The organism is Halobacillus sp. Marseille-P3879 (assembly GCF_900240285.1).
Lineage (GTDB): Bacteria > Bacillota > Bacilli > Bacillales > Halobacillaceae > Halobacillus_A.
In genome coordinates, this window is the sequence record NZ_OESS01000001.1 from 199980 (window position 1) to 219385 (window position 19406).

General features: G+C 44.3%; 22 protein-coding genes. 18 read left to right on the plus strand and 4 right to left on the minus strand.

Features of this window, described 5'->3' with window-relative positions; all coding sequences use genetic code 11:
- Nucleotide 1 precedes the first annotated feature (1 nt).
- Nucleotides 2–532: a GrpB family protein gene (locus C1A12_RS01075; protein ID WP_235001498.1), complete on the plus strand. Its 531-nt coding sequence runs from the start codon at nucleotides 2–4 to the stop codon at nucleotides 530–532.
- A 52-nt stretch (nucleotides 533–584) separates the two neighbouring features.
- Here the strand turns inward: C1A12_RS01075 and C1A12_RS01080 are convergent, their stop codons facing one another.
- Nucleotides 585–1154 (minus strand): DNA-3-methyladenine glycosylase I, encoded by a 570-nt coding sequence (locus C1A12_RS01080; protein WP_101842006.1) that lies wholly within the window; start codon nucleotides 1152–1154, stop codon nucleotides 585–587.
- A 180-nt stretch (nucleotides 1155–1334) separates the two neighbouring features.
- On the opposite strand from C1A12_RS01080, the gene C1A12_RS01085 reads away from it, so the two are divergent.
- Complete coding sequence (locus tag C1A12_RS01085; RefSeq protein WP_101842007.1) at nucleotides 1335–1886, plus strand: alpha/beta hydrolase; 552 nt, start codon at nucleotides 1335–1337, stop codon at nucleotides 1884–1886.
- Nucleotides 1887–2226: 340 nt separating this feature from the next.
- Here C1A12_RS01085 and bglA read toward each other — a convergent pair whose 3' ends face one another.
- Both bglA and C1A12_RS01095 read right to left on the minus strand, forming a co-directional pair.
- Nucleotides 2227–3693 (minus strand): 6-phospho-beta-glucosidase BglA, encoded by a 1467-nt coding sequence (bglA, locus tag C1A12_RS01090; RefSeq protein WP_101842008.1) that lies wholly within the window; start codon nucleotides 3691–3693, stop codon nucleotides 2227–2229.
- A 13-nt stretch (nucleotides 3694–3706) separates the two neighbouring features.
- On the minus strand, nucleotides 3707–5617 hold the full coding sequence (locus C1A12_RS01095) for a beta-glucoside-specific PTS transporter subunit IIABC (protein ID WP_101842009.1): 1911 nt from the start codon (nucleotides 5615–5617) through the stop codon (nucleotides 3707–3709).
- A 174-nt stretch (nucleotides 5618–5791) separates the two neighbouring features.
- Here C1A12_RS01095 and C1A12_RS01100 point away from each other — a divergent pair, with 174 nt between their 5' ends.
- From C1A12_RS01100 to C1A12_RS01170, 15 genes are all read left to right on the plus strand, one after another.
- Nucleotides 5792–6502, plus strand: a complete 711-nt coding sequence (locus tag C1A12_RS01100; RefSeq protein ID WP_101842010.1) for a GntR family transcriptional regulator — start codon at nucleotides 5792–5794, stop codon at nucleotides 6500–6502.
- 107 nt (nucleotides 6503–6609) lie between these two features.
- Entirely contained in the window at nucleotides 6610–7050 is a 441-nt protein-coding gene (locus C1A12_RS01105; RefSeq protein WP_101842011.1) for an RDD family protein, read from the plus strand.
- Nucleotides 7051–7071: 21 nt separating this feature from the next.
- Nucleotides 7072–7266 (plus strand): PspC domain-containing protein, encoded by a 195-nt coding sequence (locus tag C1A12_RS01110; protein ID WP_101842012.1) that lies wholly within the window; start codon nucleotides 7072–7074, stop codon nucleotides 7264–7266.
- A gap of 214 nt (nucleotides 7267–7480) precedes the next feature.
- Nucleotides 7481–7873, plus strand: coding sequence for a hypothetical protein (locus tag C1A12_RS01115; protein WP_101842013.1), 393 nt, complete (start codon nucleotides 7481–7483; stop codon nucleotides 7871–7873).
- Nucleotides 7874–8040: 167 nt separating this feature from the next.
- Nucleotides 8041–8472 carry a hypothetical protein gene (locus C1A12_RS01120; protein WP_101842014.1) on the plus strand — a complete coding sequence of 144 codons (432 nt, stop codon included), beginning with the start codon at nucleotides 8041–8043 and terminating at the stop codon, nucleotides 8470–8472.
- A gap of 168 nt (nucleotides 8473–8640) precedes the next feature.
- Complete coding sequence (locus C1A12_RS01125; protein WP_101842015.1) at nucleotides 8641–9618, plus strand: glycerophosphodiester phosphodiesterase family protein; 978 nt, start codon at nucleotides 8641–8643, stop codon at nucleotides 9616–9618.
- A 106-nt stretch (nucleotides 9619–9724) separates the two neighbouring features.
- Nucleotides 9725–10660, plus strand: a complete 936-nt coding sequence (locus C1A12_RS01130) for an ornithine cyclodeaminase family protein (protein WP_101842016.1) — start codon at nucleotides 9725–9727, stop codon at nucleotides 10658–10660.
- A 16-nt stretch (nucleotides 10661–10676) separates the two neighbouring features.
- Nucleotides 10677–10898: a hypothetical protein gene (locus C1A12_RS01135; protein WP_101842017.1), complete on the plus strand. Its 222-nt coding sequence runs from the start codon at nucleotides 10677–10679 to the stop codon at nucleotides 10896–10898.
- Between the two features lie 14 nt (nucleotides 10899–10912).
- A complete protein-coding gene (locus tag C1A12_RS01140) occupies nucleotides 10913–12346 on the plus strand; it encodes a sodium:solute symporter (protein ID WP_101842018.1) in 1434 nt (477 codons plus the stop codon).
- Nucleotides 12347–12351: 5 nt separating this feature from the next.
- A complete protein-coding gene (locus C1A12_RS01145) occupies nucleotides 12352–12939 on the plus strand; it encodes a hypothetical protein (protein WP_101842019.1) in 588 nt (195 codons plus the stop codon).
- Nucleotides 12940–13093: 154 nt separating this feature from the next.
- Entirely contained in the window at nucleotides 13094–13981 is an 888-nt protein-coding gene (locus C1A12_RS01150; protein WP_101842020.1) for a glycerol kinase, read from the plus strand.
- A 23-nt stretch (nucleotides 13982–14004) separates the two neighbouring features.
- Nucleotides 14005–14652: a restriction endonuclease gene (locus tag C1A12_RS01155; RefSeq protein ID WP_101842021.1), complete on the plus strand. Its 648-nt coding sequence runs from the start codon at nucleotides 14005–14007 to the stop codon at nucleotides 14650–14652.
- A gap of 266 nt (nucleotides 14653–14918) precedes the next feature.
- Nucleotides 14919–15575: a sigma-70 family RNA polymerase sigma factor gene (locus tag C1A12_RS01160; protein WP_159462118.1), complete on the plus strand. Its 657-nt coding sequence runs from the start codon at nucleotides 14919–14921 to the stop codon at nucleotides 15573–15575.
- A gap of 23 nt (nucleotides 15576–15598) precedes the next feature.
- Nucleotides 15599–16183 (plus strand): ATP-dependent Clp endopeptidase proteolytic subunit ClpP, encoded by a 585-nt coding sequence (gene clpP, locus C1A12_RS01165; protein WP_101842023.1) that lies wholly within the window; start codon nucleotides 15599–15601, stop codon nucleotides 16181–16183.
- 98 nt (nucleotides 16184–16281) lie between these two features.
- Nucleotides 16282–16494 carry a hypothetical protein gene (locus C1A12_RS01170; protein WP_101842024.1) on the plus strand — a complete coding sequence of 71 codons (213 nt, stop codon included), beginning with the start codon at nucleotides 16282–16284 and terminating at the stop codon, nucleotides 16492–16494.
- Between the two features lie 326 nt (nucleotides 16495–16820).
- On the opposite strand, the gene C1A12_RS01175 is transcribed toward C1A12_RS01170, so the two are convergent.
- On the minus strand, nucleotides 16821–17810 hold the full coding sequence (locus C1A12_RS01175; RefSeq protein WP_101842025.1) for a LacI family DNA-binding transcriptional regulator: 990 nt from the start codon (nucleotides 17808–17810) through the stop codon (nucleotides 16821–16823).
- Between the two features lie 277 nt (nucleotides 17811–18087).
- Between C1A12_RS01175 and C1A12_RS01180 the strand changes: the two genes are divergently transcribed.
- Nucleotides 18088–19368 carry an ABC transporter substrate-binding protein gene (locus tag C1A12_RS01180; RefSeq protein ID WP_101842026.1) on the plus strand — a complete coding sequence of 427 codons (1281 nt, stop codon included), beginning with the start codon at nucleotides 18088–18090 and terminating at the stop codon, nucleotides 19366–19368.
- Nucleotides 19369–19406: the final 38 nt, after the last annotated feature.

A 19406-nucleotide genomic window follows, 5' to 3' on the forward strand; every position in this document is an offset into this window, starting at 1 on the left:
AATGGTGAATCGTACAATGAACATAACTGTGAAAGACTATGATGAAAACTGGATCGAATTATTTAAAATAGAAGCAAGAGAAATTAAAGATATATTCAAAGATGAGCTCGTTGACATTCATCATATCGGTAGTACAGCAGTCCCCCATCTAAAAGCTAAATCGATCATCGATATCATGCCAATAGTAAAGGATATAGCCGCTGTTGATAATTTTAATGACGAAATGATGGAAAGGGGTTATGAGGCGCTTGGAGAGTTTGGGGTGAAAGGAAGAAGATACTTCCGAAAAGGTGGAGAAAACAGGACTCATCAGGTACATATTTTTCAATACGATAATAACTTTGAGATCGAACGCCATCTTGCTGTTCGAGATTATCTTCGATCCCATAAGGAAGATGCAATTGAATATGGCCGGTTGAAGGAACAACTTGCTCTGCAGTTTCCTAAGAATATTGAAGGCTATAGTAATGGTAAACATGATTTTGTCCAGAACCTGCAGCGAAAAGCACTGGAATGGAAAAGGAGGGAGTGAATCACTGATCACAAGCCCTCTCGTTGAAGCAGCTTGAAAAGGGGCATCAGCCTTAACGATGATCGGTATGATAGGGACAGGTTATGAGATGATCATCAATAACACCAATGGCCTGCAAAAAGGAATAGATCGTTACAGGACCGACAAACTTAAAGCCGCGTTTCTTTAAGTCTTTGCTTACTTGTACGGAAAGCTCGTCTTGAGCCGGTATCTGTGATGACTGCTGCCGGTGGTTAATGATAGGGTGATGGTCGGTAAACTGCCAGAAGTACGCTGACAGACTGCCGAACTCTTCCTGTATTTTGAGCGCAGCCAATGCATTGGACTTTACGGCTTTTATTTTCTGAGGGTGACGGACGACTTCCCCTTTCTCCCGGATGGCTTCAAGATCAGATTCTGATAAAGCGGCACACCGGTCGAGATCAAAGTGGTGAAAAGCTCTGCGATAGCCTTCCCGCTTATTTAAAATCGTTCTCCACGATAAGCCTGCCTGAGCTCCTTCTAAATTCAGCATTTCAAATAAATAAGTGTCGTCATGGCTGGGCCGTCCCCATTCTGTGTTATGATAGTGCGTCATATTTGGATCGGATTGCGCCCATGGACAGATTTCATTTTCCGTCATTTTCTATTATCCCCTTTTTTTATTCTTGAATTTCTTCTTATCTTATACCTCTTCTGTCACATCAACAAGTAAATCTGTAATAAAAACATGAAGCGCCCGTAATAATTATGAGATTATCAAAACATAGAGGAGAATAGTTGATCAGTTTAAGAGGTTCCCTATCTAAAGGAGGAGATTATTGTGAAGAAACACGTTTTGTTTATTCATAGCGCAGGCCCCCAGGAACACAATGAAGGCAGCAGTAACCTAATCACCTGCTTGCAAAAGTCTCTTCCCGAGAAGTACAAGTTCTCAGCACCCGCTATGCCTCAGCCGGAAAACCCGAACTATCAAAGCTGGAAGGATACGGTAAAAAAAGAATTCAGCGAGATAGAAGACGAAGTGATTCTGATCGGGCATTCCCTTGGAGGCTCTGTACTGCTGAAATATCTCTCGGAAGAATCGTGCGGCTTGTCGATCACAGGGTTATTTTTACTTGGTTCTCCTTACTGGGGTCTGGATTCAAATTGGCAGTTTGAAGAATTTGCACTCTCAGAAGATTTTGCTGCAAGACTTCCTCGCCGACTGCAAATTTTCCTTTACCACAGTCTTGATGATAATGTTGTTCCTTTTTCGCATTTTGAACACTATGTGCAGAAGCTTCCGGATGCGCAGACGCGAAGGTTTGAGGACTACGGGCATTTATTTAAGGAAGGCGTCCCTGAGCTTTTATGTGACATTAAATCTTTGTGAAACTATAAGTATTTGGAGGGCGGGCGGAATTCTGTTTTCCATAAAAGAGGGACGGGGACATAAGTAACACAGTGATGTCAAAAAACGAACATTCATATAAACGCAGATGATTAGCGTAGTTAAAATGCGAAGACTCCTGTGGGAACAGCACGAGCCGAAGATCCCGCAGGAAAGCGATCTTTGCTTTCTGAGGAAGCTTAAGGCCGTGCCCACTTAAAAGCGAAGCGTTTTGACGGAGCGATGGTGTGAATTCTCTTTAACATAAATAATCCGAACTGATTTCAACAAAATTGTTCGGATTATTTTATGCTTTATTCAGTTTTGTCCCAACCTCTTTAGATTAATTGGTTTTTGCTTTGGTTTTATAGGATAGCTCCTCGCCATTCGTTTGAATAACCTGCTTATACCATTCAAATGAATCCTTCTTGGAGCGCTTCATGGATCCGTTCCCTTCATTATCACGGTCGACGTGAATCATGCCGTAGCGTTTTTTCATTTCACCGGTTGTGAAGGAGACGATGTCGATGATGCCCCACGGTGTGTAGCCCATTAAGTCGACTCCATCATACGTGACGGCTTTTTCAAGGGCTTCAATGTGTGACTTTAAATACTCAATTCGCGATTCGTCATGAATGGCTCCGTCTTCTTCTACCGTATCTACAGCGCCAAATCCATTTTCCACGATAAACATTGGAATCTGGTAACGGTCGTAAAAGCGGTTGAGCGTATAGCGCAGGCCGGTTGGGTCGATCGCCCAGCCCCAGTCGCTCGATTGAATGTACGGGTTCTCTACACCATTTGGCAGCCCGCCGTTGACGATATCTCCGCTGTTATCTTGTTCTACGTCACTTTTTACTGTCGTTGACATGTAATAGCTGAACCCAAGGTAATCAACGGTGCCGTTACGTAAAATTTCCTCATCACCGTCTTCGAAGGGAATGTGGTAGCCTTCACGCTCAAACTCTTTTAACGCATAGCTTGGGTAATACCCGCGTACGTGCACGTCAGGGAAGAAGTAGCGCTGTCTCATCATTTCTTCAGCCAGCATGACATCTTCAGGGTTGGAGGAGTAAGGGTAGATCGGCACGTGCGATACCATAGCTCCAATCTGCAAATCCGGGTTGATTTCTTTTCCTTTTGCAACGGCTAAGGCGCTGGCCAGTAATTCGTGGTGGCCGGCCTGGTACATGATTTCTTTGGCATTTTCTCCTTCTTTTACGGTAACCCCGGAGTTCGTCCATAGAAAAATCGGGTTGCTAACGTCCATTTTGTTGTTGATTTCATTAAACGTCATCCAGTATTTCACTTTGTCTTTGTAGCGGTCGAAGCAGACTTCTGCAAATTTAGCGAAGTAGTCGACCACTTTGCGGCTGCGGAATCCGCCGTATTCTCTTGCTAAGTGAAGCGGCATTTCAAAGTGGGAGAGTGTAATTACAGGCTCGATATTATGCTTGAGTAATTCGTCAAACACGTCATCGTAGAATTGCAGGCCTTCCTCGTTCGGCTCTGTTTCGTCCCCTTTAGGAAAAATCCGGCTCCATCCGATGGACGTGCGCAGGCATTTCAATCCCATCTCGGCAAATAACGCGATGTCTTCCTTGTAATGATGGTAGAAATCGATGGCTTCATGATTTGGATAAAATTCATTTTCCTCAATGTTTTTCGTGATTTTTCTCGGCACGCCGTGAGCCCCTGCAGTCATGACGTCAACGACACTCGGTCCTTTGCCGCCTTTGTTCCATCCACCTTCGAATTGGTGAGCAGCTAACGCACCGCCCCATAAAAAATCTTTTGGCATTTGTGTCATATTTAATTCCTCCTTATTTTACGACTGTCATTAGTTTTTGATTGAATGTGCTTTGCTTAAGGTCTTCAATGATCACTTCTTCATATGCCCCTGCATTCGTAATGATGACCGGGGTGATCGTTTCCAGCCCTTGACTCTGAATGGCTTCTTCATCAAATTCGACTAGGATTTCTCCTTTTTTAAATACAGCTCCGTCTTCTACATGTAAGTTGAAAGGACTTCCGGCTAATTTGACCGTATCGATTCCGATATGCACGAGTAATTCGATTCCAGTTTCGGAGCGTAAGCCGATCGCATGCTTGGTTGGTGCGATCATAACGACGGTGCCGTCAAACGGCGCATACAGTTTGTTTTCCGTCGGCTTGATGGCGACACCTTTACCCATCGCTCCTGAACTGAATACTTCGTCAGGCACATCGGAAAGTGGAATTACATTACCACTGAAGGGAGAATCCACGATTTCTTCATTGTTTTTCTGACCTTCCTCTGGAGAGCTCCCTCCGGGCTGTCCCTGTTCCTCAACTAACGCTTCACTGCCGGCTTGTTTCGCTGTATCTTCTCCAAAACCGAAAACTTGGATAAGCACAACAGGCAGGACAATGGCGATAAGAGAGCCGATAATAATGCCCCACACAGACATCGGGTAGGCACTGTCTATGCCATTAACCATCGTCAGTGGACCAGGAAGGCCAGCATAGGCAAAATAATAAGGGTTAAAAAAGCTTGCCGTAATGGCGCCCACGGCCCCTGATATACAGCCAAAGATAAACGGTTTCTTAAATCTCAGGTTAACCCCGTAAATCGCGGGTTCCGTAATACCGAAAATACCAGTCACTCCGGCGGACACTCCGACTTTTTTAACTTCCTGGCTTTTCGCCTTGAGAATGACACCAAGCACGGCACCAATTTGGGCGATAACAGCTATCGTCTGATACGCCTGGAACGAGTCACGGCCGTATAAGTCGAAGTTGGCCAGCACCATTGGTGTAATGCCCCAGTGCACTCCGAAAATAACGAGCACCTGCCAGAAGGCCCCAATAATCGCACCGGCTAAAGCTGGCGCATTTTCCGCTAAGAAATTGTAGCCGTCTGCAATTCCGTTGGCACCTAAAGTGGAAAGCGGGCCGATCAGCAGAATCGTTAACGGTACCATAACGATCATACAGATGAATGGTACGAATAGCGGACGTACGACTTCGTTCATGTTTTTATTCAGGAATTTCTCAAGATAGGATAAGAGCCAAACTAAGAAAAGCGGCGGCAGTACAGAAGAGGTATACACCGTCTCTGATAATGCAATGCCGAGGAATGAAATCGTTTCTCCTGATGCAATCTGGTCAGCCATTTCTGTCCATGTCGGACTCACTAAAGCGGCACTACAGGCAACGGCAATGTACGTATTGGCCTTAAAATGCTTCGCTGCCGTCATTGCAATAAATATCGGTAAAAAAGTAAACGGCGCCCATGAAATAAAACTTAATACCTCATAAGTTCCTGTTGCTTCAAATTCTTCAAATAACAAATTAATCAAAATTAACGAGCCCTGCAAAATACCAGCTGCGGCTAGAATATAAATAAATGGTGCGAAAACAGCTGACATCGTGGCGATGACACGGTTGACGACGGTCCCTTTATTTTCACTTTGGTCGTCATCGGAAGTATCCATGTTGACGAGACTGGCGAATTCCTCATAAACCTCACCAACATGCTGACCAATGACTACCTGGAACTGTCCATTGTTCTCGACGACAGTAATCACTCCAGGCAACGCCGAGACTTGTTCCTTTGCCTGCGGATTAGACCGCTTAAGCACCAAACGAAGTCTCGTCGCACAACGGGAGACCTTAATTATATTCTCTTCGCCGCCGACCGCCTCTAGTATATCTCTTGCAAGCTTAGGGTAATCTCTCACTTTTTCTGCCAAAATAAAACCCTCCTTTTTTGATGTGTTATACGCTTACATTATAATTGTACCGATACAATTTATCAATACCCAAACAAAATAATTAGCAATTACTAAAAATAGTGAATGAGCCGAAGGAACGTTTGTGCTATAATTCTGGTAATGTAAGGACAAAAAAGGTAAAGAGGAATGTTTATGCTAAAGTATCAGCAAATTGCAGTCGACATCGAAAAGTACATTGAAGATAACGCCCTCCAGCAAGGAGAGAAACTCCCTGTCCTTGAGAAGCTGATGGCCCAATTTGATGTGAGTAAAAGCACGATTACGAAATCCCTTGATCTATTGGAAAGAAAAGGGGTCGTGTTCCAGGTGAGGGGCAGCGGTATTTTTGTCAGAAGACAAAACAGGGAGGGGTACATCAGTCTGCTCTCAAATCAGGGGTTTAAGAAAGATCTTGAAGAGTTTAACGTTACGTCAGAGGTGCTCGAGTTAACGCCATGTAAACCAACCGAAGAAGCGGCTCAGAATCTCAATATCAATCTTGATAACGATGTTTACTATGTGAAGCGCATTCGCTATATTAACGGAGAGACGCTCTGCTTAGAAGAATCCTATTACAATAAAACGATTATTCCTTATCTGAACAGAGAGATCGCCACTGAATCGATTTTTAATTACATTCAAGAGGGACTCGGATTGAAGATTGGTTTTTCAGATATTTATCTTCACGTGGACAAGCTGAATGATGAGGAAGCTCAGTATTTAGGCCTGGAAGAGGGAGACCCCAAGCTTTTCATGGAAAGTATTTTTCATTTAACGAACGGACAGCCGTTTGACTTCTCCAAAGTCACGTATAACTTTAAACAATCCCAGTTCTTTCTTCAGGCGAACAGTCATTTATTATAAAATAGAAAGCTTGATTTCCACGTTAAGAAATCAAGCTTTTAATATTCTGGTGAAACAAATCCTGCTTTGAGCCGTAATATAAGTATGGAAAGAAAGGAGTTTTTTTTATGGGCGTTCATAATCCAGCAGGCTTCTGGAATAGACTGGGAGCAAGAATCGTAGACGGAATTTTATTATCTATTGTACTTGGAACCATTACCTTAGTAATTCACGGGCATTTTTTCTATGATGGGTACAGTGCTGTTGATTTAATTGGGTATGTTTATGCCATTGTGCTGCCTGTCGTCTGGTATGGGTACACTATAGGGAGAAAAGTAATCGGGATCCGCATCGTACGAATGGACGGTCAAAACGTGGGATTTGGCACGATGTTGTTAAGAGAACTCGTAGGAACACTTGTTTATGTGGTTACGCTTGGGATCGGGCTGATCGTAAGTGCATTTATGGTAGGGACGAGAGAAGACAAACGCGCGATTCACGATTTCATTGCCGGCACCTACGTCACCCACGACCGGCCGCCGGAAGAGACCGAGGCCGCAGCAAAATAAGTAAAGCAGGGGGCATCTATGATGAAAAAGTTATACCGATCCACTAAGAATACTCAATTTGCAGGTGTGTTAGGTGGTATTGGCGAATTATACAGCATCGATGTCTCTTTACTTCGCATTCTTACAGTCGTTTCAGGTTTTTTCACAGGGGGAATGGTCTGGCTGATATATATTATTGCCGCAGTCGTGATGCCGACGGACAAGGAACTGGAGTAGAGGTGTTTCTCTCCCCACAGAAGGAAAAAAGTGGGGAGGTGGCGCCTTACAGGGGAAGATAACACCCTAACGCTGGGGGATAACGCCATAACGACGGGAGATAACGCCTTAACGGGGAAAGATAACGCCCTAACAAAGGAAATAGTGTCCTAACGGCAAAACATTCAACCCTAACCCCTCAGCACTACAATTGTGAACAGGAAGTTGGCTGAATATGAAGAGAAATACGATAATCTATGCATTGAGCGGCCTGGCTGCAGTCGGTGCGATTGTCATCGTTATAGAGATGAACACATCGTGGGAGCCTCCTTATTTTTTTCCATTCTTGATTGGGTATGTGGTACTCCTGCTTGGCTCTGCGTTATACATATTGATTCTGTTTCTTCTCTCCATAATGAAAATAAACCGCGCTGAATTGGGCAGAAGACTATTAAAATTTATTGGTCTTTTTATAATCTTCTCTCTAGGCAGTCTTGTTCTGGATGAGTTCTTTAAAAGTGACGGGCCGAGGGTGAACTATGGGCTGGCCCTCGGAATGGCGTTCAGCTTCAGTTTTTTTGATTTAATTCTATCTGACCAGAAGGAAAGGACCGATTATGAAATATAGTGTCTTAATCATTCCTGCGTAGTTTCTATCGGGTTGTACAGGGACTACACGCTTTGCTGGCAGCGGAAGTAGTGTTGAGTTTTTGACTGATTTTTGAAATAATTGACAGTATCAAATAAGCTAAAGGAGTGCTTACCATTCCAAAGCTGCGTTGGACGCTATTAGCTATGTTCGTGAGTGCAGGGGTCATAGGCTGCAGTACGGTTGGAGACACATCCTCAGCCGAAGAAGAGCAGGAAAGCGGATCTCAAGATATGAGTGTAACCTTTGAATCGGGAGCTTACACAATGGTCGGAATTGAGGACAAGGCTGGTTTTATTAACGGTAGTACCGAGCTGCCGGTGAACACCCCCAATAAATACATGTGGCATGTATGGGGAGAGGACGTGGAAGGCCGGTCGTTTACAGTAACCGGCAAGAATCTCGACACCGGGGAGGAGGAAACCCTGGTCGATAGTGAACTAGCGGGTCCTAACAACGAGGCAGATGCCCACGCTCCTTCGATCATGACATTTCCAAGTGCAGGGGAATGGGAGCTTATCGTTTATGTAGGAGACAACCAATTTGAAACGATGAGGATCACAGTGGCGGATTCATAGATGGCACGCAGAGAAGCAGTCCAAGACAGGGCTGCTTTTTTCTGACTATAAATTTTTAAGCCGGTTATTAGAAATGGTGTTAGCCATAAGGGTGGGCATCGATCTTCTTTTTTTCTTCTTATGATAGAATAAGTTGATGGTAGTCGCCTTATTGGAGGTCTATGAAAAGTGAAACGATTTTGGAAGATCGCAGGAATAGTGGCTGCAGTGCTGACAGGGTTCATTTTTATAAATAACAGTTCACTCTTTGTGAAGAGCGAAGAAGCAGAGCCAACGCTGCTGGCCCATAGAGGAATGGCGCAGACGTTTCCTATGGAAGATCTGGAAAATGATACGTGTACGGCAGAAAGGATTTATGAGCCGGAACATCCGTATATTGAGAATACGATTCCCTCAATGGAAGCAGCATTTAAAGCAGGAGCTGATCTTGTAGAATTTGATATTCACCCGACAAGTGACGGTCAGTTTGCTGTTTTTCATGATTGGACGCTTGACTGCCGCACAGATGGGACAGGCGTAACGAGAGAGCACAGTATGGAAGAGCTGAAACAGCTTGATGTCGGATATGGATACACGGCAGATGAGGGAGAAACGTTCCCTTTTCGCGGTGAAGGGTACGGGTTGATGCCATCACTGGATGAAGTGCTCGCTCATTTTCCAGATGAGGAATTTCTCATTCACGTAAAAAGCGATGACCCGGAGGAAGGTAAGCAGCTTGCCGAATATCTTTCAGAACTGCCTGAAGATCGGATGAGCTCCCTGGCCGTGTATGGGGGCGATCAGCCTATACAAGCATTGAAGAACGAACTTCCTGAATTGAGGGTCATGTCGATGGACACATTGAAAAGCTGTATGATCCGATATATAGCCATCGGCTGGACAGGACATGTCCCGGAAGCATGTGAAAACTCGCAAATTCATATGCCTGAAAAATATGCGTCCTGGATGTGGGGATGGCCGGAGAAGTTTCAAGCTCGAATGGCAGACGCGGATGCCCGTCTCATCCTCGTAGCTGGAGACGGGGAATGGTCGGAAGGGTTTGATCATGAAGAAGACATAGAAAGGCTTCCTGACCAATACAGCGGAGGGTTATGGACGAACCGGATTGATCTCGTTGCTCCTTTAATAAAAGAAGAGGAAAGGTAAGACAGCACGAATGCAGGACGTGCTGTCTTTTTTATTTGTTTCATTATTTCAACAAATCTGAAAATTGTGTTAGTATAGCTTTAATATTAGAGAAGGAGGGCTTTCAATGAACGTATTATCGGCAGAAAAAGTAAACGACCTTCTAACAATGGATGAGACGATCCGCTCCATTGAACAATTCTATTTAGATGAGGGCCAGGGCAGCGTGATCATGCCCGACCGCATGCATATCGAGGATGGCAATAATACAAGTCTGTTGATGCCTTCTTATTACGGAGACTATTACGCGACAAAGCTCGTGGGGGTGGCACCGGACAACACGTCACTTGGCAAGCCGACCATTCACGGATTGATGGTGTTGTACAGCAGACAGACGATGGAACCCCTTTTAATGTGTGACGCGATGCCGATTACGGCACTTCGGACGGGAGCGCTTGGCGGACTTGGCATGAAATATTTAGCGAAAGAGGATGCTGCTTCGCTTGGCATTATTGGCACGGGGACGCAAGGGTGGAGTCATCTGCAGGCGGCCAGTACGGTCCGTTCCATTCAATCGGTAAAAGTGTACAACCGCAGCCAGGACAAGGTCGCGGCTTTTATTGAACGGGCCAAAGCAACTTTTCCAACCCTACATATTGAACTAGCTTCCCCGGAAGAGATTGTCCGCAATTCTGACATTATTGTCACGACCACTACCTCAGAAAAACCTGTGCTTCCTGAACTTGACGCTGAGAGCTATAAAGGCAAGCAGATTGTCGGTGTCGGCTCCTTCCGCCCGGCGATGCAGGAAATTCCCGACAGCGTTCTGACCGACGCCGACGAAGTGTATGTGGATGCCCCGAGTGCCTTTCGGGAGTCAGGCGATATGATTCGTGCGCAGGAGCTCGGCGTTGACCCGGAACAAACGCTGTCGCTTCAAGAGATCATTGAACGCAATCACCGCCCGCAGAATCCGGAGGAGCAATCGATCATTTTTAAATCCGTAGGGGCGGCGATTTTTGACTTGATCGTAACGAAAGCTTTATATGAAAAAATCCGTTAAGAAAGGGTGAGTCCGTATGAAGGAAGTGACGAAATCGAAATGGAAGGACCCCGGCATTATCATGGTTATTGCGCTCGTCTTCATCTCATCCATCGTGTGGATCTGGTGGCCGACGGATGTATACTGGATGGGCATCTCTTTGGCCGGGTGGCTCATGTTCTTCTGCTTTTTCATCTGGCTGCTGTTAACTTTCATCTACGTTATTTGGATTGAAAAAATTGAAAAACGATCGAACTAAAGGAGTTGTAGACGATGAAAGGAATGGAAACTTCCATATTAGCATTCTACTTAATTTTCATGACACTCATCGGTATTTATTTTGCCAGGAGAGCCCACTCCTCTGAGGATGATTATTGGACAGCTGGACGTAATATTAATAGTTTCGTAGGTTCCTTTGCTTTATTCGCAGCCGTGGCCAGCTCAAGCTCTCTGATGGGTGCGGTCGGGTCAGGAGTGGCGCTTGGTCTTCCGTTCTTATTTGCGTATGGGTTCGGAGCGGTTGCCATTCCGTCGTTCGCGCTCTTCCTGATCGCGGGACAGATCCGACGATCCGGGGTAAAAACGATGCCGGAATTTTTCAAAATCCGCTTTGGCCGGCCGGTTCAAATTGTGGCTGCTGTGATCGTCGTTCTCAGCATGACGTTCTATATGGTCCCGCAGCTAACCGCCTCCGGATTAATAGGCTCTTACGTGCTCGGCATTGAGTATACAACTGCCGTTATTTTTCTCGGAATCGGATTTACGCTCTATGCTGCGCTTGGTGGAATGTGGGCGATTACATATACCGACTTGATTCAAGGGGCAGTGATGGTCATTGGGATGCTCGTCTTATCGATCATCATTCTTATGGATCACGAAGGCGTAGGGACGCTGATTCAGGATGCGCTTGCTGTCGATCCTGCCTTCGGTGAAGTGACCCAGCCGTGGATGTCCTACTTTGGCTTGTTTCTCGCCTTCCTGTGGTTTGGAGTCGTTTCCCCCTCAGCGGTGATGCGGAACTTCGCTTCCCGCGATGCTAAAACCGCCAGAAGATCTGCGCTCGGAGCATGTATCCTCTATTTATGTGTGTTTATTTTCGGAGCGATCATTGCTTCAGCGGGGGCGAGTTTAGACATCATTGACACCCTCAATAATCAGGATATGATTTTTATTTCCGTAATCGAACACTACATGCCGCCGATTCTTGCGGGGATTATGCTAGCGGGCCTTTTAGCGGCAATTATGTCCTCTGCTGACGCCATGCTGCTTGCGGTATCTGCAGGCGTCGCCCATGACCTGTATAAAGGCTATATAAATAAAAATGCTTCAGAAAAATCAGTGACCCGGATTGGCTTCGTTGTGATGATTCTGGCAAGCCTCGTCGGCATCTATTTTGCCATCGATCCTCCGCAGCTGATTGCGATCATGGTCGGATGGGTGAGCGGTGCCATGCTGTCTGCATTCGGCTTCCCGCTTGTCCTCGGCATCTGGTGGAAGCGAGCCAACATGGCCGGGGCTTTAGCCGGTATGATCGGCGGCTCAATCGCTTTTATTATTATGGCTGCCCTTCCATTCGCCCTCGTGGCCGAACCTATCGTTGCAGCACCAGTCTCAGCCATTCTCGTGATTGTCGTCAGCCTGATGACCGCACCGCCATCTGAAGCGATGCAGCGCGAAGTAGACCGTTACCATACTCACAAAGGATGAAACCAATGGAACCAGTGAAACAAACTACGCTCCGCCTAATTGGGACGGGCGAAGGTATTCAAGAAGAAGATCTGCCGAAAGCGATTTATAAAATGCTTGGCGTCCAGGCAAAAATGAATCGCACCATTGATACCCATTACATTAAACAGCATATCAAGGTGGCCAAGCGTTTTTACCATCCCTTATGGGTCGCCAAACTGCTCGTCATCGCGGACCGTAAACCTTTTCCCCCAAGGAAAAAGCCCAACATGGTATTCGTCGACGCCGTATCCGGCTACCGCGGTCTCTTTCCAAGTATTCCGCCGATGAATGAAACCCAGGTGGAACGAGCAGAAGCTGCCACCCCGCAGATAACAAAGCAGCAGGTCGAACAAAAGTACATTATCGATGTGCAGCAGAACCAGATTAACCGCAGTTATGTGTTGAAAAAACCCCGTTACCATCTAGAAGACGTATTCCTCACCTATCTGCCGCTGTGGGAGGTGGAAGTCGACTCGGCCTATCTCTCAAAAACGTTTGTGATCAACGCCAATACTGGTGATTCCGAGGAGTATATGAGCGGGTTGTGGGGAAGCGGGGAGCTGTTGTTGTAAAATGTGAGTATCCTGCCCCTTTATAGAAGGGACAGGGTACTTTTTTATTAAGTAGTTAAGTGATTATTAGTATATTTATTATCATCTCTCTGTAAAAATCTATAGATCGAGTACGATATTACATATATAACTAATTTTTACAGGAGGGAGAAAAGTGAAAAGTAATCAAAAAGTAAAATATATATCAACTACTGCACTTTCGAAAGAATTAAAGCTAGGAGTAAAAGAGGTATTTAAAATCCTCCTCGACCATAAACTAATTGATCGAGCTAATGAGAACTGGGTTTTAACCCAGAAAGGAAAAGAAGCAGGGGGGACAGTTAAGAAACATCCTAAAGCAGGTGAATACATAGCTTGGATAGAAACTATTAAAACAGACCCTATATTTTTAATAAAAGAGGAGAAATTGATTAATGCTACAGCTTTAAGTAATCATTTTAGAATTTCTAGGTTTAAAATGAATCCAATCTTGTCGGAGCTAGGGTTTCTTGAAAAAGGAGTTAAAGGATGGAAGTTAACGAACTTAGGGAAAACCGTCGGAGGTAAACAATTTGAGCATGAAAAAACAGGCGTTCCTTATGTGAACTGGCCAGAAACCATCCTGACTAATAAACGCCTTGTTGAAACAATGGAAGAACTTCAAGGCAAAGAAAAAGAAAAGGAGAACTCTGAGACCAAAACTCTTGAATTCAGGGGAAAGTTTGAAGCTAAACATAGAACAGCTGATGGACATTATGTGCGTTCGCGGGCAGAAATGCTAATAGATAATTGGTTATATATGTCTGAAATTGTACACGCATACGAAAGAAAACTACCTGTAGAGGAAGACGTTTACACTGATTTTTATTTGCCTATTGGAAAAGTATATATTGAATACTGGGGCCTTGAAAATGACCCCAAATATGCAGAAAGAAAACAACAGAAGTTGAAGGTCTATAATAAGTATGGGTTTAATTTAATAGAATTACACGATGCTGATATTCAAAACTTAGACGACATCTTACCTAAAAAATTATTAAAGTTTGGCATTCAAGCGTATTAATAAAGTGAAGGTGAGGTTATATAATGAATGAAAAGGTCTCTGACGTAGTCACGGGCGCTTTTGTGCTGGTTAATTTATATGTGTATTGGATGGTTTTTAAAAGCACGAATGTTTATTGGTTGTTCGGAATAATAGTTGCAACTATTTTATTAAGAATTATAGTTCAGTATATACTGCACAAAAAGAAAAAAAGAACAAAGAAAGAATCATCTAGAAATAAAAAATATGGTAAAGGTTCCACATTTAACCGTTTAAGGGAAGATGGAATTATTATGAAAGCTCCATTAGAGGAATTATCCTGGAGGGAATTTGAAAGATTGTGCTTCTTGTATTTTAAGGCAAAAGGTTTTCGTCCAAAAGAGACGTCTAAAGGAGCGGATGGCGGAGTTGATCTAATTATTTATAATAAGAAAGATGGGGGTCATGAAGCTGTACAAATAAAGCATTACATAGCTTCAAATAATCAAATCACTGTTAAAGAAATAAGAGAAATCAATTCTGCAAAAAGAAACCATAAGTGTATATTTGCTAAATTTATTACCACGTCACATTTTACGAATGATGCATTACGAGAAGCGGATAACTATAAGGTGAATTGCCATAGTATTGAATGGGTGAGAAAAAATATAGATAAATGGAGAAAAATGCAAGCAGAAAAAATCTCAGTGTAAATTATTTTGGAGTAAAAAGCCGTGCTAACTCTAAACAGTACAGTATTGGTTAGTCAAAACTATAAGGGAAACCCTCTTTCACTTTTTGAATAAATCAAGCCGGTCGACTACATGTTTTTCTAACATTTGGCGCATTATATCTAAAACTTCCACTTCTTTTCTTACACTACCGCTCAAATTTACACTAACAAAAAAATTTTCCTTACCCGTATCTTTTTTCAGCCTATATCCGTTATAGAGGTGAGAGGACTAAAGGAGGGATGATGGTGGAAAACAGGTGGAATCGGGAGCAGCCTCAACCCGAATCTTTTGAAGAAACCAGGGAGAAGCTTCATCGTTATTGTCTTTTTCTCACAAAGGATCAGTGGGATGGAGAAGACCTTGCTCAGGAAGCTATCCTGAAAGCAGTGAACAAGTATGGAAAGGAAGGCGATTTTACACCAGCGCTGCTTAAGAAAATCGCCTACCATTTGTGGATTGATCACGTTCGGAAATATGAGAAGGAATTCGTAGGTTATCCAGCTTCAATAGAAAAGGAAGCAGAAAGCCAAAAAGAAGCAGATGAAGAGCTTGTTGAGAAATTACTCAGCCATCTTACGCCGAAGCAGCTAATTTCCTTCGTTCTGAAAGAGGCCTTTCAGTATAAGATTTCAGAGATAGCCGATCATTTACACATGTCCGAACCAGCGGTGAAAGCATTATTAAATAGAGCGCGTACGAGGTTGAAAGTACTGGCGCATGTGGAGAAACCTGAAATCTTATGGACAGCAGAGGACCATGAAAGAGTGAGCCAGATCCTGATGAACGCTTTAACCGAACAAGATCCTGCCATACTTATTCAGTCCATCCCGGTTCTGATCCCGTCATCCCAACGCACCCGACAACCCTATTGTGCTTCACCTGTCCTCTCAATGGCTGCATAACCAATTGACGGGGAGGAAGAAAAATGAATACGATTCCGTACGTAGTGGAACAAACGACTAAAGGCGAGCGTTCCTACGATATTTACTCACGGTTGTTAAAGGACCGGATTGTCATGGTCAGTGAAGAAATCAATGATCATATGGCCAACAGTATCGTAGCCCAGCTGTTGTTCTTAGCAGCTGATGATGCAGATAAAGACATTTCCTTGTACATCAATAGTCCGGGAGGGTCCACGTCAGCGGGCTTCTCAATCTTAGATACGATGCAGTATATTAAGCCGGATGTTCAGACGATTTGTACCGGAATGGCTGCGTCTTTTGGAGCGATGATTTTACTAGCAGGCGCAAAAGGAAAGCGCTTTGCGTTACCGAACAGTGAAATCATGATCCACCAGCCCCTGGGCGGTGCCAGAGGGCAGGCGACAGATTTAGAGATCTCCGCCAAACGGATCATCAAGCTGCGACAGCATATTAATGAAATTATCGCAGAAAAGACAGGTCAGCCGATTAAAAAGGTTGCGGAAGACACGGATCGTGATTACTTTATGAGTGCTTTGGAAGCGAAAGACTATGGAATCGTGGACGACATAATCGCAAATAAAAAATAAAAGCAAAAAAAGGAGCCGGGCATCCGCTCCTTTTTTGCTTTTATGTTCTATAATTATCTTTATAAGTAAAATTCTTACATCTACTAAAGGAGGCCCCCATGGAAGTATTTATCATTAGCCTATTTACGTACCTTTTGATTTATCTGATAGTCTATCGTTTGATCCAATTATTTAACATGGCTTATAAAAAAGAAGAGATTAGCGCTAGTAAATTCAAGGTCTTTGTGTTGGCTTCCATCACAACAGGCTTTCTCATTGCAACCAGCCTTCCACTACTTTACCAATCAATTTGGAATGGACTCACGGGGTAAAAATATAACCAGTGTATCCCTTCGCAAAACATAACTCTTTTTTCGCTTGTTTAAGGGAGCGATAATGTAAGCAAACCCTGACATAAATCCACCCATCGCGAGACCAATAACCACCGCCCAGCGGGGTTCGGCGCCTGGCAGAAGTATACTCATTATCCAGGCTGTAAATGCAAATACAATCGATGTGACCAGTCCACATTAGCATCTTTTCTTCACGCCCCATCTCCTGCCGCACTCAGGTTACTGACGTCTATTCCTTCTGGCTGAGGTTAAAAAACCTGTCCGGAATGTAAAAGCCAGCCTTACAGGTGTAGTAAGGCTGGTTTTTACGTCGTTTCCCCTTCCACAAGACGTACATCAAGCACCGTATTTCTCGGTATCTCTTTTCCTTCCTGCTCTATTTGATCAATCAGCGACGAGCATAAATTTTTTCCGATGGCATCGATCGGCTGTTTGATGGTTGTCAGCCGGGGGTGCTGCAGCATCCGTGTAAAGCTGTGGTTGTCGTAGCCGATAATTTTAAGCTGCTCTGGCACGTTGATGCCATGCTCTTTGGCATAGGTGTAGAGCGCATAGGCCATAATGTCGTTGCTGCAGAAGACTCCATCATATTCTGTCAGCATGGCTGAAATTTTTTCTTCGATGAAGGCCCAATTATCCTGAAAGGTGGCTTTAACGTGGGCGCCTTCCATGTAATCCCATGACACCCCTTGCTTCATGCAGGTCAGCTGCGAGGCGTCATTTCTGCGGTTTGCGAGCAGCTCGTATTGTAACGGACCAGAAATGTGAAGGATTTTTTTGCAGCCTTTATCAATGAGATGTTGGGTAGCCAGCTCTCCGCCTCTGTAGTTATCTCCAGCTACGTAAGGAATCTCAGGAGAGAGAATACGGTCGAAGGAAACGATCGGCATGCCGACATTTCGATAGGCCTCCACCTCGAGTGTATGACTGCACATAATAATGCCGTCCACACGATTCTGGCGCAGCATGCTGATATAGTTAAGTTCTTTTTCCTTATCCTGAAGGGAGCTGCAGAGAAGCAGCTTATAATTTTTTTCACTCGCATAGGTTTCGATCCAGTGGATTAATTCTGAGAAAAGCGGGTGACTGAGATCGGGAACAATAACCCCGATCACATGAGACTGGCTCTTCAGCAGGGCCCGTGCGATTTGGTTTGGCTGGTAGTCGAGCTGCTTCATCGCGTCTTCTACTTTCAAACGGGTTTCCTTCCCTATATATCCTCTGTTGTTTAGTACTCTGGAAACGGTGGTTACGGACACTCCTGACAATTTAGCTACATCTTTAATACTGACCATCTTTTTTCTCTCCTATCTAATAAATCCCGTACAGCTTGTGCTTTTTTATTATAACAGACTTATTCACGCAAATATATGTTAATCGTTTTCATAAAGATAAGATCAATATATGGGTTGATTACTTATAGATTACATCCGCAATTATATGAAAACGATTGACATAAAAATAACACAAGATATAATGAGTTTATAAAAGCGATTACATCATCCGGAGATGGACCGCGCCAATCATTTAAATATCGGTGTAGGAAGATTTACTATTTGAGAGGGGTATTACATGAGTAAGAAGAGAATTCTTAGTTCATTATTTGCCGGTAGTTTGTTGTTAGCAGGATGTTCCTTTTCCTCGGGAAGTTCAGGTTCTTCTGATGAAGATCAAATTACGATTGAGGTTTTTCAGGGAAAAGTAGAATTTAACGACCAGTTTGAGGAATTGGCGGAAGTTTATGAAGAAGAGAATCCAGGGGTGGATATTAAAATTACGAGCGTCGGCGGTGGGTCCGATTACGCGGCTTCCCTGAAGTCTAAGTTCTCTTCAGGGGACGAGCCTGAAATCTTCAGCATTGCCGGCCCTACAGAGGCAGAGCAGTATGAAGATTATTTAGCGGACATGTCGGATACCGAAGCAGCAGATCTTGCGATTGAAGGCAGTCTGGATGGGGTAACAGTAGACGGTAAAGTCCAGGGGCTCCCTTTTAACCAGGAAGGATACGGTCTAATCTATAACAAAGAAGTGTTCAGTGAAGCAGGAATTGACGCTGAAGAGATTACAACTTATGAAGATTTAGAAAGTGCTGTCGAAGAGCTGGATGCCCAGAAGAACGATCTTGGCATCGAGGAAGTCTTTGCCTTCCCTGCGAAAGAGCAGTGGGTACCGGGTAATCATCTGTCGAATGCCTTCTTAGCTCCAGAGTTTGATCAAAACGTGTTAGACGCCTTTAACGCGGATACGGTCAGCTTTGAAAAAGGAGAAGAGCTGAAGCGGATGGTAGATTTGCAGAATGAATATTCCATTCAGCCTACGTTGAGTTTAGATTACTCTCAGCAGGTGGAAGAGTACTTTTCTCTAGGGGAAGCAGCCATCATTCAGCAGGGCAACTGGATTTACCCTTCTGTTGAACAAATGGATCCTGAATTTGCCGAGAACAATATGGGGATCCTTCCGATTCCGGTTGAAGGCCATGAAGGCAAGCTTCCTGTCGGGATACCGAACTACTGGGGAGTTAACAGCAATAGTGAGGATGAAGTCGTTCAGGCTTCGAAGGATTTCATCGACTGGATCTATACATCTGAGGAAGGAAAAGACGCTGTAATTAACGACTTTAACTTCATACCAGCCTATGAAGGCTTTGATACGGCTGAAATCTCAGATCCTGTCTCTAAAGAAATCTATGAATACTCGCAGAATGAAGATACGATTGGATGGGTGTTCCTAGGCTACCCGGGCAGCTGGGGCGACGATCTGGGAGCGAACATTCAGCAGTATTTAAGTGACGATATGACGTGGGAGGAAGTAGAAGAAGATTCCATTGCAGATTGGGAGAAAGCAAGACAATAGCGAGAAAGAGACCTGTTCCCTGGCTGGGGAGCAGGTCT

What these genes read in the sequence shown, in the direction of transcription:
- C1A12_RS01075 (WP_235001498.1), top strand. Translation starts at nt 2, where the DNA reads ATGGTGAATCGTACAATGAACATAACTGTGAAAGACTATGATGAAAAC.
- C1A12_RS01080 (WP_101842006.1), bottom strand. Translation starts at nt 1,154, where the DNA reads ATGACGGAAAATGAAATCTGTCCATGGGCGCAATCCGATCCAAATATG.
- bglA (WP_101842008.1), bottom strand. Translation starts at nt 3,693, where the DNA reads ATGACACAAATGCCAAAAGATTTTTTATGGGGCGGTGCGTTAGCTGCT.
- C1A12_RS01100 (WP_101842010.1), top strand. Translation starts at nt 5,792, where the DNA reads ATGCTAAAGTATCAGCAAATTGCAGTCGACATCGAAAAGTACATTGAA.
- C1A12_RS01105 (WP_101842011.1), top strand. Translation starts at nt 6,610, where the DNA reads ATGGGCGTTCATAATCCAGCAGGCTTCTGGAATAGACTGGGAGCAAGA.
- C1A12_RS01110 (WP_101842012.1), top strand. Translation starts at nt 7,072, where the DNA reads ATGAAAAAGTTATACCGATCCACTAAGAATACTCAATTTGCAGGTGTG.
- C1A12_RS01115 (WP_101842013.1), top strand. Translation starts at nt 7,481, where the DNA reads ATGAAGAGAAATACGATAATCTATGCATTGAGCGGCCTGGCTGCAGTC.
- C1A12_RS01120 (WP_101842014.1), top strand. Translation starts at nt 8,041, where the DNA reads ATGTTCGTGAGTGCAGGGGTCATAGGCTGCAGTACGGTTGGAGACACA.
- C1A12_RS01130 (WP_101842016.1), top strand. Translation starts at nt 9,725, where the DNA reads ATGAACGTATTATCGGCAGAAAAAGTAAACGACCTTCTAACAATGGAT.
- C1A12_RS01135 (WP_101842017.1), top strand. Translation starts at nt 10,677, where the DNA reads ATGAAGGAAGTGACGAAATCGAAATGGAAGGACCCCGGCATTATCATG.
- C1A12_RS01140 (WP_101842018.1), top strand. Translation starts at nt 10,913, where the DNA reads ATGAAAGGAATGGAAACTTCCATATTAGCATTCTACTTAATTTTCATG.
- C1A12_RS01145 (WP_101842019.1), top strand. Translation starts at nt 12,352, where the DNA reads ATGGAACCAGTGAAACAAACTACGCTCCGCCTAATTGGGACGGGCGAA.
- C1A12_RS01155 (WP_101842021.1), top strand. Translation starts at nt 14,005, where the DNA reads ATGAATGAAAAGGTCTCTGACGTAGTCACGGGCGCTTTTGTGCTGGTT.
- clpP (WP_101842023.1), top strand. Translation starts at nt 15,599, where the DNA reads ATGAATACGATTCCGTACGTAGTGGAACAAACGACTAAAGGCGAGCGT.
- C1A12_RS01170 (WP_101842024.1), top strand. Translation starts at nt 16,282, where the DNA reads ATGGAAGTATTTATCATTAGCCTATTTACGTACCTTTTGATTTATCTG.
- C1A12_RS01175 (WP_101842025.1), bottom strand. Translation starts at nt 17,810, where the DNA reads ATGGTCAGTATTAAAGATGTAGCTAAATTGTCAGGAGTGTCCGTAACC.
- C1A12_RS01180 (WP_101842026.1), top strand. Translation starts at nt 18,088, where the DNA reads ATGAGTAAGAAGAGAATTCTTAGTTCATTATTTGCCGGTAGTTTGTTG.